The organism is Marinobacter sp. (assembly GCF_033722195.1).
GTDB lineage: Bacteria > Pseudomonadota > Gammaproteobacteria > Pseudomonadales > Oleiphilaceae > Marinobacter.
This window is the reverse complement of sequence record NZ_JAWVZL010000007.1, coordinates 1-14,173: the sequence shown is the minus strand read 5'-3', so window position 1 is coordinate 14,173 and position 14,173 is coordinate 1. Positions and strand designations below refer to the sequence as shown.

The following is a 14,173-nucleotide window of genomic DNA, read 5'->3' as shown; positions in this document are numbered from 1 at the left end:
ACTCCGCCCCTTGCTACCAGTATTACAAAAGGGTCCTCGCGCGAGCGTGGACCCTTTTTTAATACTGGCAAACAAAGAGTCGAACCGACGAAGGCGGTGCGACCCAACCAATCCCGCCCTTCAGCATTTTCCCGCTTATGGCATACTGCTTTTCTCCTCGCACAATGCCATTGCGGCCCTGCCGGGGCTGCACTCATATAAGGAAGCAAGAAGATGAAACTGGAAACCCTGGCCCTGCACGCCGGCTTCAGTGGCGACCCCACCACCCACGCGGCCACGACCCCCATCTACCAGACCACCTCCTACACCTTCGACGACACCCAGCACGGGGCCGATCTGTTCGATCTGAAGGTGGAAGGCAATATCTACACCCGCATCATGAACCCCACCAATGCGGTGCTTGAAGAACGCATGGCGCAGCTTGAAGGTGGTATCGGCGCGTTGGCGGTGGCGTCGGGTATGGCAGCCATCACCTATGCCCTGCAAACCATCTGCCGGGTGGGCAGCAACATTGTCAGCACCGGCCAGCTCTACGGCGGCACCTACAACCTGTTTGCCCACTCCCTGCCCAACCAGGGCATCGACTGCAAGATGGTAGGGCACGACGATTTCGATGCGGTGGAAAAAGCCATCGATGACAACACCCGCGCACTCTTCTGCGAGTCCATCGGCAACCCCGCCGGCAACGTGGTGGACATCCAGCGCTGGGCCGAGATCGCCCACCGCCACGGCATTCCGCTGATCGTCGACAATACCGTGGCCACCCCCTTCCTGTGCCGGCCCTTCGAGCACGGCGCCGACATCGTGGTGCACTCGCTGACCAAATACATCGGCGGCCACGGCACCACCGTGGCGGGCGTGGTGGTGGATTCCGGCAAGTTCGACTGGGCTGCCAACAAAAGCCGGTTCCCGATGCTGAACGAGCCGGATCCGTCCTACCACGGCGTGGTCTACACCGAGGCCCTGGGCGCCGCCGCCTTTATCGGCCGCTGCCGGGTGGTACCGCTGCGCAACACCGGGGCGGCGCTGTCGCCGTTCAACGCCTTCCTGATCATGCAGGGGCTGGAAACCCTGGGCCTGCGCATGGAGCGTCACTGCAGCAATGCCGAGAAAGTGGCCGAGTACCTGGCCAAGCACCCCAAGGTGACCTGGGTGAACTACGCCACCCTGGCGGACAGCCCCTACCGGGAAACCTGCCAGAAAATCTGCGGTGGCCGCGCCTCCGGCATTCTCAGCTTCGGCATCGAGGGTGGCCGCGATGCCGGTGCCCGCTTCATCGATGCGCTGAAGCTGATCTACCGCTTGGTGAACATCGGCGACGCCAAGTCCCTGGCCTGCCACCCCGCCAGCACCACCCACCGCCAGCTCAACCCGGAGGAGCTGCGCAGCGCCGGCGTGAGCGAGGACCTGGTACGGCTGTCCATTGGCCTCGAGCACGTGGACGACATCCTGGCGGATGTGGACCAGGCGCTGGCGATCGCCTGCCCATAACCCCGCTCCCCGGGGCGGGAAATACCGGCCCGGCTACGACAAAAGTCGTGGCCGGCGCTGTCGTTGATTCCCCCTATGTGCCTTGTAGTCGGGGGTGGCCGCCATTACCCTTGTAGTATTCCGATTCTGCTATCCAAGGGCCCCGTTGCCATGAGCGACACCAGTAAACCCCGCATTGCCAGTGGCTCCAAGTTCCGCAGCGAACACGGTTTCTCAGCCATCAAGAACGGCCAGAAGAAATCCAGCAACGCCGACATCCCGGTCAGCCGCAAACCCAGCTGGCTTCGGGCCCGTATGCCCGGCGGCGAACGCTTCGAGGCGGTCAAGCGCAACGTCCAGGATCACAAGCTCAGCACCGTGTGCCAGGAATCCCACTGTCCCAACATTGGCGAGTGCTGGAACAACGGCACCGCCACCATCATGGTCATGGGCTCGGTCTGCACCCGGGCCTGTCGCTTCTGCGCGGTGGATACCGGCAACCCCAAGGGCTGGCTGGACCACGACGAGCCCGAGAACACCGCCAAGTCGGTGGAGCTGATGGGCCTGCGCTACATCGTGCTGACCTCTGTCGACCGGGACGATCTGGACGACGGTGGTGCCGCCCACTACGCCGCCTGTGTCGCCGCCATCAAGCGCCGCACCCCCGAAGTTGCGGTGGAGGCCCTGACCCCGGATTTCGATGCGGTTATGGAACACGTGGAGCGGGTAGTGGATTCCGGTCTCGACGTCTTCGCCCAGAACGTGGAAACTGTGGAGCGCCTGACCCGCCGCGTGCGGGATCCCCGCGCCGGTTACGACAAGACCCTGAGCGTGCTCGCCCATGCCAAGCGCTACCGTCCGGATGTGCTCACCAAGACCAGCCTGATGCTGGGTCTCGGCGAGACGGAGGAGGAAATTCTTGCCACCATGGACGACCTGCGCGCCATCGGTGTGGACATCCTGACCCTGGGGCAGTACCTGCGCCCCACCCCCAACCATCTGCCCGTGGAGCGCTACGTCACCCCGGAGGAGTTCAACCGTTACCGGGAGATTGGCCTGGAGAAAGGCTTCATGGAAGTGCCCTCCGGCCCCATGGTGCGCTCCAGCTACCGCGCTGACCGGGTGTTCGAGAAGAACAACCTGGGCCTGGCGGTACCTGCAGTGCCCCCGGCCAGCACCGCCAACCAGATTCCGGTGAAAGTACTGGACTGACCCCCCGGCCAAGGCCTCCCTTGCGGCGCGATCTGTGGCAGACTGCACACTGATTTTTTTCTGCAGGTGTGCCTTCTATGAGTTCCGTTGCATCGCTTTATCGCCGGGTCGTTCTTGATTACCCGGCGTTGATTCTGATCGGCTTTGCCCTGCTGCTGATTCTTGCCAGCCTGCGCCTGGACCAGTTCCGCCTGGACGCCTCCGCCGAATCCCTGGTGCTGGAGGACGACAAGGCGCTGGAGCAGTACCGCATGGTCAACCGGCGGTTCACCACCTCCGATGATTTCCTGGTGGTCACCTATACCCCGTCCAGCGAGTTGTTCAGCCAGCAGGCCATAGACACCTTACGTTCACTGCGAGACGACCTGGCAGCGCTCGAGGCGGTCGGCTCCACCAACAGCATCCTCAACGTGCCACTGCTGCAGGATCCGGAACTGACCCTGGAGAACGTGGAATCGAAGATCCGCACCCTGGACAGTCACGATGTGGCCTTGGATACCGCCCGGGAAGCCCTGCTCAACAACCCCCTCTACCCCAACCTGCTGATCGGCGAGAACGGCCAGACCACCGCCATCCAGGTCAACCTGCCCACCCCGGAGCGCTACTTCGACCTGCTGCAGCGCCGCAACGAGCTGCGGGACATGGCCGATGCCGGCAGCCTGGACCAGGACCAGCAGGCCGAACTGGCCCGGGTCAGCCAGGCGTTCATCGACCTCAAGGAAAAGCTGGTGGAACGCCAGGACCAGACCATCGCGGAGGTTCGCGCCATCCTGGACAACTACCGCGACAGCGCCGAAATCCACCTGGGCGGGGTGCCGATGATTGTCGCCGACATGATCAACTTCATCGAGAGCGACCTGTCCACCTTCGGCATCGGTGTGCTGCTGTTCATGATCCTGGTGCTGGCGGTGATTTTCCGCCAGTGGCAATGGGTGGTGGTGCCGCTGCTTTGCTGCTTTTTCACGGTGTGGCTGGTAACCGGCTACCTGAGCTGGATCGACTGGCCGGTGACGGTGATCTCGTCCAACTACGTGTCGCTGCTGCTGATCATGACACTGTCGCTGACCATTCACCTGATCGTGCGCTACCGGGAATTCCAGCATGAGAAGCCCGACGCCTCGGCCCGGGAGCTGATGGCGGATACGGTCCGCACCATGGTCAAGCCCTGCTTCTACATGGCGGTGACCACCATCGTGGCGTTCGGCTCGCTGACCTTCAGCGGCATCCGTCCAGTGATCGATTTCGGCTGGATGATGACCCTCGGCCTGGCGCTGGCGTTCATCATCGCCTTCGTGGTCTTCCCCGCCCTGCTGGTGCTGGTGCCGCCACCGGCCAGCAACCTGCCCGCCGACGAGGGTCGGGCCTTTACCCGCCGCTTCGCCGATTTCACCGAGCGCTTCGGCACCACGGTGCTGGTGGCCAGCGGTGTACTGGCGGTGCTCTGTGTGGTGGGCATCAGCCGGCTGTCGGTGGAAAACAGCTTCATCGACTACTTCAAGGAAGACACCGAGATCTACCAGGGCATGGTCACCATAGACCGCAAGCTGGGCGGCACCTCACCGCTGGATGTTGTGATCACAGACGAGCCGCCGCCCGAGGACGCCGGGGGTGATCCCTTCGCCAGTGGCTGCGACCCCTTCCTGGAAGACTGCGAGGGCGGCGACGAGTACCGGGATACCTGGTTCACACCGGCCAAGATCGAGCGCCTGGAGCAGGTCCACGATTACCTGGACAGCCTGTCGGCGACCGGCAAGACACTGTCCATAGTCACCACGGTCCGGCTGCTGGAGCAGATCAACCAGGGCCAGCCCCTGAACGCGGTACAGCTGGCGTTCGTACCGGCGGCGCTGCCGGACCAGCTGGACGAGATCCTGCTCAGCCCCTACATCGCCGAGGAGCACGACCAGGCCAGGTTCAGCCTGCGGCTGATCGACTCCTTGCCGGAGCTGAACCGGGACGAGCTGCTGGAGCGCATCCACAACCACCTCACCGGGGAGCTGGGCTACCCGGAGGACCGTGTCATGCTGACCGGCATGACGGTGATGTACAACAACATGCTGCAGAGCCTGTTCGACTCCCAGATCAAGACGCTGGGGCTGGTGTTCCTGGCCATCGCTGTCATGTTCCTGATCCTGTTCCGGTCCCTCAAGCTGGCGCTGATCGGTATTGCACCCAACCTGCTGGCGGCCGGCAGCGTACTGGGTCTCATGGGCTGGCTGGCCATACCGCTGGACCTGATGACCATCACGGTGGCGGCCATCACCGTGGGTATTGCGGTGGATGACACCATTCACTACATCCACCGCTTCCGGGTGGAGTTCCAGCGCGACGGTGACTACCTGGCCACCATGCACCGCTGCCACCAGAGCATTGGCCGGGCCATGTTCTACACCTCGCTGACCATCATCCTGGGCTTTTCGATCCTGGTGCTGTCCAACTTCATCCCCACCATCTACTTCGGCCTGTTCACCGGCTTTGCCATGCTGGTGGCGCTGCTGGGCGCCCTCACCCTGTTGCCCAGGCTGATCTTGCTGATCAGGCCGTTCGGGCCGGATCGCAGCAGGCAACAGGCCACCTGATCATCACCAACCAGGCACAAAAAAGCCGCCCCTCGGGGCGGCTTCTTTATTCAGCCATAAGCGGCGTCTTACTGGCCGGGCTGCTGCATGCCCTGCTGCATCCGCTGCTGCTGTTGCATCTGCTGCATCTGCTCCTGCATCTGCTTCATGCGCTGGTTGAGCTTTTCCCGCTGCTCATCGGTGAACACTTCGTCCACTTTGGCCTGCATCAGGGTGGACAGGGCCGAAATCTCACCGGTCAGATCCCCCAGCTCCTCGGCCTCTTCGCGAATCGCCTCTTCGTCGTAGTTCGGCTTGATCTGGGCCTGGAGCTGCTGCTGCAGCTGCTGGGCTTCCACCTGCAGGGCCTGGATCTTGGTCTGCATCTCATCCAGGATGCCGCGGATTTCTTTCTCCTGCTCCGGGCTCAGTCCCACAATCTGTGACAGTCGATCCACCTGGTCACCCTGCTGGCCACCGGCCTGCTGGGCCACCACCGGCATGCTCAGGCCGAGGGAAATAAGCGTGATGCCTAGAATCTTGCTGAGCTTCATAGATTTCTCCGTCGTGTAGGTCGTGTCTCATCGTCTTGATGCTACACCGTAAAACAAACCCGGGCGGGATTTCATCCCGGTACGCCCGATTTTCCTACACACACGCCAGGGGTTTCCGCCACAGCCCGCTCCATAGGCCAGCGCACGGCTATGTGAAAATTTATTCATTAGTGGCCATAATGGCGCCAAATCCGGCCCCGTCCGACTTTCGAGCCGGCAGGAACCTCCTTCTCAGATACAGCGGAGTACCCCCCATGGCGATCAACTGGTTTCCCGGGCACATGCACAAGGCCCGCAAGGAGATCAAAAAGGTCATGCCCCAGATGGACCTGATCATCGAGGTCCTCGACGCCCGTATTCCGTTCAGCAGCGAGAATCCGCTGGTGCCTGCCCTGCGCCAGAACACCCCGGTGATCAAGGTGCTCAACAAGCGCGACCTGGCGGACCCGGCGGTCACCGCCCAGTGGCAGGCCAGCCTGGAAAGGGACAAGGGCGTGCGGGCCATCACCCTGGACCACCAGCATCGCGACGAGGCCATGGCCATTCTCAAACTGGCCCGGGAGATGACCGCCCACCGCAACCTGGAGCGCAGCGCCCTGCGGGTGATGATCCTGGGTATCCCCAATGTGGGCAAATCCACCCTGATCAACACCCTGGCCGGTCGCACCATTGCCAAAACCGGCAACGAACCGGCGGTGACCCGTGCCCAGCAGATCATCAAACTGCCGGACAATGTCCTGCTCTACGACACCCCGGGCTTTCTCTGGCCCAAGCTGTCGCCGGAGGCCTGCGGTTACCGGTTGGCGGTGACCGGGGCCATCCGCGCCGCGGTGATCGAGTTCGATGACGTCGCCCTGTTTGCCGCCGAGTACCTGCTGCAGGCCTATCCGGAAGCACTCAGGGACCGCTATGACCTGGACCCGCTGCCGGCGGACGGCCTGGGTGTTATGGACGCCATTGCGGCGCGGCGCAATTTCTACGGCCGAGGTGGCGTGCCCGACCTTCACAAGGTGGCGGAGGTGCTGCTGAACGAATTGCGGGCAGGCAAACTCGGCCGCATCAGCCTGGAGACACCGGCGATGGTGGCCCGCGAGGCTCAGCAGGCCCTGGCGGGCTCGCCGCAGGCCTGACCCCCGCAACGAGAGACCTGGAACCAGCCGGTACTGACGTACTGGGAAGGCAAGGCGTCAAACATTGCCCGGGCCGTGCGCACCAGATGGGGCTGGTCATAGAAGCCCGCCTCCACTGCCAGCTGGGACAGGGTCTTGCCCGGCTGCCAGTGGGCCAGGGCACGGGCGATCTTGAGGTGCAGAAGGAAACGCTGCAGCGACACCCCGGTCTGCTGCCGAAACAGGTGACTGAGCCGCGACGGTGACAGGGTCACCTGTGCCGCCAGGTCGGCCACCACCAGCTGCTCAGGCAGGGTGCGGCGCAACCGGTCAGCCACCGCCAGCACCCGGGGATCGAGCCGTTCCGGCGCCACACCCGCCTGTGCCACAAGGCTCGCCAGATACGACCCCATGGCGGTGCAGCCAGCTCCTTGGCCGGGGGGCAGCAGCGCCGGCGGCAGCTCCAGGTCGACACTGGGCCGCTCGGCCAGGCGCGCACGCAGGCCCAGCCAGGCCGGTGAATCCGGGTCCAGTTGGGCAATCCAGAGTTCGCTGTCGCCCGGGGCCAGGGCCTGGGGGACATCGGGCGCCACCAGCGCGGCCCGGGTTTGTCGCCACTGTCCGTTCACCTCAAGACCAAAGGCAGCGCCGTAGCTGATCAGCACCGAGGCGCTGATGTGCCGGTGAGGACGGTTTGGCAGGAAGTCTCCGCAGGCGACAAACGCCTGCGGCCAGAGGTAGATATGGCCCCGGGGACCGGGGCTCGGGGAGGACTGTTCGGTCATGGGCAATGGTCGGGTTCCACCGGGTTTCCCGGAGCATACCCCACAACCACCGCGTTCGCCGACCCTTAGTGGGCCTCACCCTTGCGGTTGGACAGGGCGTGGCGCATTGGCAGACCCAGCTTGGCCGCCAGCTCCACACTGACGAAAACCGGTCCGATCAGCAGGAACACCAGGTCTTCCACGAATGACGGCTTCTTGCCCTCCACCTTGTGGCCCCAGACCTGTAACGCCCAGGCCAGCACCCAGGTCACCAGGCTCGTCCAGAACAGCGACAGGCCCGAGGCCGCCACCGCCTGAACCGCCCACAGAGAAAGGGCAAACCAGACCGTCATCAGCGCGAACACGCCGATGGACAGCCTGAGGTACACCAGTCCCGCCAGCACACCCACCAGGGTGGCACCGTTGACCCACTCGGCGGCACCGCCGCTGAGCCCCAGCCAGGCGCCAAGGGGTATCAGCCATAGCAGGCCGAGGGTGGACACCACGATGGCCGGCACACAGACGATGTGTACCCACTGGTTGGTCGGGTTGCGGTGGCTTTGGCCGTAATCGGCCAGAAACTGTGACAGTGAACGCATGGGGATCTCCTTTTTTGCAGCAGTCTAGCCGGGCGCCCTCCCCAGGGCTTGTACGCAACGGCTATGCGCTCTGTCGAGCGTTTGCCTGGCCCTTTCAGCCACCCCTTGCGCCCGCCCCTTACCAAGGTCAAATATCACCCGGGCGCCAAAACCCCTACACTGGCTGCACTGAATCATCACGCACTCTGTTGCTCCCGCTGCCCTGCGGCGGTGCCGGGCACAGACCAGCAAGGAGTTTTCTATGAGACGGGTTGTCGTAACCGGAATGGGGATCGTGTCCTGCCTTGGCAATACCACCGATGAGGTGCTGGCCAGCCTGAAAGCGGGCAAGTCCGGCATTCGTTTCAACGAAACCTACCGTGACATGGGGTTCCGCAGCCAGGTCTCCGGCTCGGTGGACGTGGACACCTCAGTGATCGACCGCAAGCTGCGCCGTTTCATGGGCCAGTCCGCCATGTACAGCTTCCTGTCCATGCAGCAGGCCATCGAGGCCGCCGGCCTGACCGAAGACATGATCTCCAACGATCGCACCGGCCTGATCGCCGGTTCCGGTGGCGCCTCCTGCGCCAGCCAGGTGGAGGCGATTGACCTGATGCGGGACAAAGGCGTCAAGCGCATCGGGCCCTACATGGTGCCGCGGATCATGACCAGCACCGTGTCGGCCTGCCTGGCCACCGCCTTCCACATCCGTGGCGTCAACTACTCCATGTCCTCGGCCTGCGCCACCAGCGCCCACTGCATCGGCCACGCCGCCGAGCAGATCCAGGCCGGCAAGCAGGACATCGTATTCGCCGGCGGCGGCGAAGAGGAGGACTGGAGCCTGACCATGCTGTTCGACGCCATGGGCGCCCTGTCCACCAAGTACAACGACGCGCCCCACACCGCGTCCCGACCCTTCGACAGCGGCCGCGACGGTTTCGTGATCGCCGGCGGCGGCGGAATGGTGGTGCTGGAGGAACTGGAGCACGCCCGCAAGCGCGGCGCCCGTATCATTGCCGAGCTCACCGGCTATGGTGCCACCTCCGACGGCCACGACATGGTGGCTCCATCCGGCGAGGGTGCCATGCGGTGCATGAAGCAGGCCATGGCGACGGTCAAGGGCCCCATCGACTACATCAATGCCCACGGCACCAGCACCCCGGTGGGCGACGTGGCGGAGATGGGCGCGGTGAAGGAAGTCTTCGGTGACCATGTGCCGGCCATTTCCTCCACCAAGTCGCTGTCCGGCCATTCCCTGGGGGCGGCCGGCGTCCAGGAGGCCATCTATTCGCTGCTGATGCTGCAGAACGGCTTCATCAGTGGCACCGCCAACCTGCACTCCACCGACGCCAAGATCCCCACCGACATGCCCATTGTCGGGCCGGAGGCCAAAACCGCGCACCTGGAAACGGTGATGTCCAACAGCTTCGGCTTCGGTGGCACCAACGCCTCGCTGGTGTTCCAGAAGCTGGCCTGATCGACCTGTCTCGGCTGATTCGTATGCCGGCGCTCTTGGCAGCGCCGGCAAAGCGCTTTAATGTATACGCTTGACATGTATCACTCCGAGCCGAATCCCGCCATGGCACAATCGATTCCCGCCGCACAGGCCACTGGCCTGAAGGCCTCCTGCCACCAGTGCAGCCTCAGTAAACTCTGCCTGCCCATTGCCGTGGGCGATGCCGACATGAATCGGCTCGAGGATATTATCCAGCAGGGCCGGTCGTTCAGCCGCGGCGAGGCCATATTCCGGCAGAGCGAGTCCGCGCGCTCCTGTTTCGCGGTGCGTAGCGGGGCGGTCAAAACCACCATTCTCAACGCCAGTGGCGAAGAGCAGGTCAGCGGCTTCTTCCTGCCCGGCGAGATGATCGGCCTGGACAGCATCAGCGCCGGCACCTATGCCTGCACGGCCTATGCCCTGGAGCGCACCAGCGTCTGTGAGCTGCCGATCGATCACCTGGAAGAGCTTGCCCGCAAGCTCCCCACCCTGCAGCATCACTTCTTCTCGTTGATGAGTTCGGAGATACAGAGCAGCCAGCAGCACGCCATGCTGCTGAGCAAGAACACCGCCGAAGAGCGGATTGCGGCGCTGCTGCTGTCGCTGTCGTCCCGTTTCGAGCGGCGCCGGCTGTCCTCCACCCGCTTCAACCTGCCCATGGCCCGCAACGACATCGCCAACTTTCTTGGCCTGGCGGTGGAAACCGTCAGCCGGGTGATGACGCGCTTCCAGAGCCAGGGCCTGATCCAGGCCAAGGGGCGGGAGGTGGAACTGCTGGATATGGACTCACTGCAGGAAGTGGCGCTGACCTTCGCCCGCTGCCGGGGGTAACTAGCCGGTCACTTCATCGCCGATGGCAAGCTTGTCATCGTCCCTGACCATGGCGTACTCGTCTTCCAGACTGTTGCGCCATGGCAGCTGTTTGATGCCGAAGGTGTTGCGGATCTTGATACAGCCCATGGTGGCGTTCTCCGGTTCCAGGGCCGCCCAGGCCGGCACCTCATCCACCACCCGCAGGTCGTCGTTGCCACCGGACAGGGCCAGCAGGGCCAGCCCGAGATCGTACTGTGACACTTCCTCCGCCCCGGCGTACTGGTAGGTACCCCAGACCTCGGCACCGCAGTCCAGCTGCAGGATAACCGCCGTCATGACCCGGGCCAGATCCCGGAACGCCACCGGCTGGCCGCGATGGCGGCTGGACAGCGCCAGTGTGCGCTGCTCGCCCCCCAGACGCTGGATCTTGCTGATGAACCGACCCAGGCTCCAGCCGGTACGCAGAATGATGTGGTGCGGCAACAGGGTCCGGATCGCCTGCTCGCACTCCCACTGCCAGTTACCCAACTGACTGAACGGATGGCCGGGGTTGGAGGTGATGTAGGCGCTTTGCTTACGGCCGTCGAAGACGTAGGCGGTGGAGAGCTGCAGCAGTGCCATGTTCCGCTCCCTGGCGTGCTCGGCCAGCGCCAGGGGAATCGAGAAGGCCGCCTGGTGGGTGATCTCCGGGTCCTGTTCCGCCGCTTCCGGGTCCGCCAGCCAGAGTGCGTTGACAATCAGGTCAGTGTCGTCCGGTATCCACTGCGCCAGTGCCGACAGGTCGACCTTTTCGGGCTCACTGATCAACAGGGGACTGAGCTGCACCGCACTCTGCCTGAGGCGTTCCAGCAGGATATGGCCCAGGGGGCCGTAGTCATGGACAACGAGAACATTCACCGAGGTCGATCGCTCCTGGTTTCAACGGGTCCGGGGCCAATGGCTGAGATTGCCGCCAGACCCTATTTGTATCACTTATCTGACGCTTACGCATTTACATTGCAGCCAATGGTCGTGCAGAGGGCCCGATTACAATGACAGCACAGTGACAGGGAATTCCGCCCTGCCGGCAAAACCACAACCAAAGGACTTGCCATGCTCAAACAACACAGTCACATAGTCGCCCCCATACCGGACGAGCTCAAGAGCCGGGCCCTTTACACCGTCAACGAACTCAGGGAGCGCGGTACCGCCGACAAGGATGCCATCGACAAGCTCTACAACCTGATCGTCGAGCTGACCGAGGCCGGCCTGGATTTCTTCTTCCTGGAGCCGCTCAGGCGCCTGCGGGCCGGCAACATGATGATGAGCATGGCCAGGATGGGTATCGGCAGCATGCTGAAGGGCAGCAAGATGGTGATTCACAAGGTACTCAAGAAACTGGACGACCGCAGCCTGGCCAACATCCTCGACTTTATCGAGGAAATCATCTGCGAACCCGAGCCCCGCGCCGAAGCCGCCTGAAACCCGCTAATTCCGATAGATCCGGGGCACCCGTACGGTGACCCCGGTCAGCAGCTCGTAGCCGATGGTGCCCGCCGAGGCGGCCACTTCATCCACGCTCACCTGCCCGCCCCAGAGCTCAACCCTGTCCCCCACCCGGGCGTCGGGCACCGCGCTCAGATCCAGTGCCAGCATGTCCATGGAGACCCGGCCAATCAGCCGCACCCGCCGGCCATTGACCGCCGCCGGGGTTCCGGTGCCGGCATGGCGGGGGTAACCGTCGCCATAACCGATGGCAACGATGCCCATGGGGGTCGATTGCTCCGCCACCCAGGTGGCGCCGTAGCCGACGCTGTCACCGGGCTGCAGAGTGCGCACCGCGATCAGTTCCGACTCCAGCGTCATCACCGGCTTGAGCCCCAGCTCGGCAGCACTGGCTGCCAGCATGGGGGTGGCGCCGTAGAGCATGATGCCGGGCCGGGTCCAGTGGAACAGCGGCTGGCCAGGGCGGAAATGCGCCGCCGAATTGGCCAGACTCAGGGCCAGCCCGGGGTAGTCCGCAGCCGCCTGCTGCAGACGCCGGGTCTGGACCTGGGTGAAGTCGTCGTCGAGATCGTCGGAGCAGGCAAAGTGTGTCATCAGGCCGCGGACCTCGACACCTTGATGCCGGGCCTGTGCCAGGCACGCTGGCAGCTCGGCCGGAGGGAAGCCGAGCCGGTTCATGCCGGTGTTGAGCTTGATCCAGATCCTGGGCCGGGCGCCTGACTGCGCCAGCCAGGCCAACTGCTCGGCGTTATGGAGCACCGGCTCGAAGCCCTGCCCCGCGCAGATTCCCAGGTCCTCGGCGGTGTGCACGCCTTCCAGCAGCACCACCGGCTGGCTGAGCCCGGCCTGACGAATGCTCAGGGCCTCCTCGATGCAGGCCACCGCGAAACAGGGGGCCAGCTCCGCCAGCGCACCGGCGACCCGGGCAATACCGTGGCCATAGCCGTCGGCCTTGACCACCGCCATGCTCTGGCCCGGGGCGGCCCGCTCACAGGCCAGGCGGTAATTGTGCTGCAGCGCCGACAGGTCCACCAGGGCGCGGGTCGGACGCGGCATCAGTAGTCTCCGCCGTAATCGCCGAGGGCCAGGTCCTCGAACTTGGTGAACTTGCCGATGAACGCCAGCCGCACCGTACCGATGGGACCGTTACGCTGCTTGCCGATGATGATCTCGGCAATGCCCTTGTCCTGGGTGTCCTCGTTGTAGACCTCGTCCCGGTAGACGAACATGATGACGTCGGCATCCTGCTCGATGGCGCCGGACTCCCGCAGGTCTGAGTTCACCGGGCGTTTGTTGGGCCGCTGCTCAAGACTCCGGTTGAGCTGGGACAGGGCCACCACCGGGCAGCTCAGCTCCTTGGCCAGGCCTTTCAGCGAGCGCGAGATCTCGGAGATCTCCGCGGTCCGGCCCTCGTTGCTGCCGGGCACCCGCATCAGCTGAAGGTAGTCGGCCATGATCAGCCCCAGGCGACCGTTGTTCTCCCGGGCGATGCGCCGGGCCCGGGAGCGCATTTCAGTGGGGCTCAGGCCGGGGGTGTCATCGATATACAGCGGCTTGTCCTTGAGCAGACTCACCGCGGAGGTCAGCCGTGGCCAGTCGTCCTCCTCCAGGCGGCCGCTGCGCATCCGGGTCTGGTCGATCCGGCCCAGGGAGGACAGCATCCGCATCACGATGGCGTCCGCCGGCATCTCCATACTGAACACCAGAATGGGCTCGCCGGAGCTGAGCAGGGCGTTCTCGACGATGTTCATGGCAAAGGTGGTCTTACCCATGGAGGGCCGCCCCGCCACGATGATCAGGTCGGCAGGCTGCATGCCGGATGTCCAGTCGTCCAGATCCTTGAAGCCGGTGGTCAGGCCGGTGATGCGATCGCCGGACTCGAACAGCTCCTCGATCCGGCTCAGGGCCTTGGTCAGGATGGGGTTGATGGCCTGCGGGCCCGAGCCGGCCTTGGTGCGGGACTCGGCAATGCGGAACACGTTGCGCTCGGCCTCGTCCAGCAGCTCGTCGCTGGTACGGCCCTGGGGATTGAAGGCGGAATCGGCGATGTTGCCGGACACCTCCACCAGCTGGCGCATCACCGAACGCTCCCGGACGATCTGGGCATAAGCCTTGATGTTGGCCGCGCCCGGGGT

At 64.2% G+C, this 14,173-nt stretch carries 13 protein-coding genes; 7 read left to right on the top strand and 6 right to left on the bottom strand.

What is annotated here, in order from left to right; translation table 11 throughout:
- The first annotated feature begins 213 nt into the window (after positions 1-213).
- The 3 genes from R3280_RS02560 (at position 214) to R3280_RS02550 (ending at position 5,261) form a co-directional block, all read left to right on the top strand.
- Positions 214-1,491 carry an O-acetylhomoserine aminocarboxypropyltransferase/cysteine synthase family protein gene (locus R3280_RS02560; RefSeq protein ID WP_318997014.1) on the top strand — a complete coding sequence of 426 codons (1,278 nt, stop codon included), beginning with the start codon at positions 214-216 and terminating at the stop codon, positions 1,489-1,491.
- 150 nt (positions 1,492-1,641) lie between these two features.
- Entirely contained in the window at positions 1,642-2,682 is a 1,041-nt protein-coding gene (gene lipA, locus R3280_RS02555; RefSeq protein WP_318997013.1) for a lipoyl synthase, read from the top strand.
- 77 nt (positions 2,683-2,759) lie between these two features.
- Positions 2,760-5,261: an efflux RND transporter permease subunit gene (locus R3280_RS02550; RefSeq protein WP_318997012.1), complete on the top strand. Its 2,502-nt coding sequence runs from the start codon at positions 2,760-2,762 to the stop codon at positions 5,259-5,261.
- Positions 5,262-5,329: 68 nt separating this feature from the next.
- Here the strand turns inward: R3280_RS02550 and R3280_RS02545 are convergent, their stop codons facing one another.
- On the bottom strand, positions 5,330-5,794 hold the full coding sequence (locus R3280_RS02545) for a Spy/CpxP family protein refolding chaperone (RefSeq protein WP_318997011.1): 465 nt from the start codon (positions 5,792-5,794) through the stop codon (positions 5,330-5,332).
- A gap of 254 nt (positions 5,795-6,048) precedes the next feature.
- Here R3280_RS02545 and ylqF point away from each other — a divergent pair, with 254 nt between their 5' ends.
- Positions 6,049-6,924, top strand: a complete 876-nt coding sequence (gene ylqF, locus R3280_RS02540; RefSeq protein ID WP_318997010.1) for a ribosome biogenesis GTPase YlqF — start codon at positions 6,049-6,051, stop codon at positions 6,922-6,924.
- Here ylqF and R3280_RS02535 read toward each other — a convergent pair.
- Positions 6,891-7,688, bottom strand: a complete 798-nt coding sequence (locus tag R3280_RS02535; RefSeq protein WP_318997009.1) for an AraC family transcriptional regulator — start codon at positions 7,686-7,688, stop codon at positions 6,891-6,893. The two genes, ylqF and R3280_RS02535, sit on opposite strands and share 34 nt — an antisense overlap.
- A 65-nt stretch (positions 7,689-7,753) precedes the next feature.
- On the bottom strand, positions 7,754-8,266 hold the full coding sequence (locus R3280_RS02530) for a DUF962 domain-containing protein (RefSeq protein ID WP_318997008.1): 513 nt from the start codon (positions 8,264-8,266) through the stop codon (positions 7,754-7,756).
- Positions 8,267-8,507: 241 nt separating this feature from the next.
- Between R3280_RS02530 and fabB the strand changes: the two genes are divergently transcribed.
- Both fabB and fnr read left to right on the top strand, forming a co-directional pair.
- On the top strand, positions 8,508-9,722 hold the full coding sequence (gene fabB / locus R3280_RS02525; RefSeq protein WP_318997007.1) for a beta-ketoacyl-ACP synthase I: 1,215 nt from the start codon (positions 8,508-8,510) through the stop codon (positions 9,720-9,722).
- Positions 9,723-9,824: 102 nt separating this feature from the next.
- Positions 9,825-10,571, top strand: a complete 747-nt coding sequence (fnr, locus tag R3280_RS02520; protein WP_318997006.1) for a fumarate/nitrate reduction transcriptional regulator Fnr — start codon at positions 9,825-9,827, stop codon at positions 10,569-10,571.
- Here the strand turns inward: fnr and R3280_RS02515 are convergent, their stop codons facing one another.
- Positions 10,572-11,450, bottom strand: a complete 879-nt coding sequence (locus R3280_RS02515) for a sugar nucleotide-binding protein (RefSeq protein ID WP_318997005.1) — start codon at positions 11,448-11,450, stop codon at positions 10,572-10,574.
- Positions 11,451-11,645: 195 nt separating this feature from the next.
- Here R3280_RS02515 and R3280_RS02510 point away from each other — a divergent pair, with 195 nt between their 5' ends.
- Entirely contained in the window at positions 11,646-12,014 is a 369-nt protein-coding gene (locus R3280_RS02510) for a hypothetical protein (RefSeq protein ID WP_318997004.1), read from the top strand.
- Between the two features lie 6 nt (positions 12,015-12,020).
- Here R3280_RS02510 and alr read toward each other — a convergent pair whose 3' ends face one another.
- Positions 12,021-13,094: an alanine racemase gene (gene alr, locus R3280_RS02505; protein ID WP_318997003.1), complete on the bottom strand. Its 1,074-nt coding sequence runs from the start codon at positions 13,092-13,094 to the stop codon at positions 12,021-12,023.
- On the bottom strand, positions 13,094-14,173 hold a 1,080-nt coding region (dnaB, locus tag R3280_RS02500; protein ID WP_318997002.1), incomplete at its 5' end, for a replicative DNA helicase. The genes alr and dnaB, both read right to left, overlap by 1 nt.

Coding starts and splice junctions, on each gene's coding strand:
- R3280_RS02545 (WP_318997011.1), bottom strand. CDS start 5,794: ATGAAGCTCAGCAAGATTCTAGGCATCACGCTTATTTCCCTCGGCCTG.
- fnr (WP_318997006.1), top strand. CDS start 9,825: ATGGCACAATCGATTCCCGCCGCACAGGCCACTGGCCTGAAGGCCTCC.
- R3280_RS02550 (WP_318997012.1), top strand. CDS start 2,760: ATGAGTTCCGTTGCATCGCTTTATCGCCGGGTCGTTCTTGATTACCCG.
- ylqF (WP_318997010.1), top strand. CDS start 6,049: ATGGCGATCAACTGGTTTCCCGGGCACATGCACAAGGCCCGCAAGGAG.
- R3280_RS02510 (WP_318997004.1), top strand. CDS start 11,646: ATGCTCAAACAACACAGTCACATAGTCGCCCCCATACCGGACGAGCTC.
- R3280_RS02535 (WP_318997009.1), bottom strand. CDS start 7,688: ATGACCGAACAGTCCTCCCCGAGCCCCGGTCCCCGGGGCCATATCTAC.
- R3280_RS02560 (WP_318997014.1), top strand. CDS start 214: ATGAAACTGGAAACCCTGGCCCTGCACGCCGGCTTCAGTGGCGACCCC.
- lipA (WP_318997013.1), top strand. CDS start 1,642: ATGAGCGACACCAGTAAACCCCGCATTGCCAGTGGCTCCAAGTTCCGC.
- R3280_RS02530 (WP_318997008.1), bottom strand. CDS start 8,266: ATGCGTTCACTGTCACAGTTTCTGGCCGATTACGGCCAAAGCCACCGC.
- fabB (WP_318997007.1), top strand. CDS start 8,508: ATGAGACGGGTTGTCGTAACCGGAATGGGGATCGTGTCCTGCCTTGGC.
- alr (WP_318997003.1), bottom strand. CDS start 13,094: ATGCCGCGTCCGACCCGCGCCCTGGTGGACCTGTCGGCGCTGCAGCAC.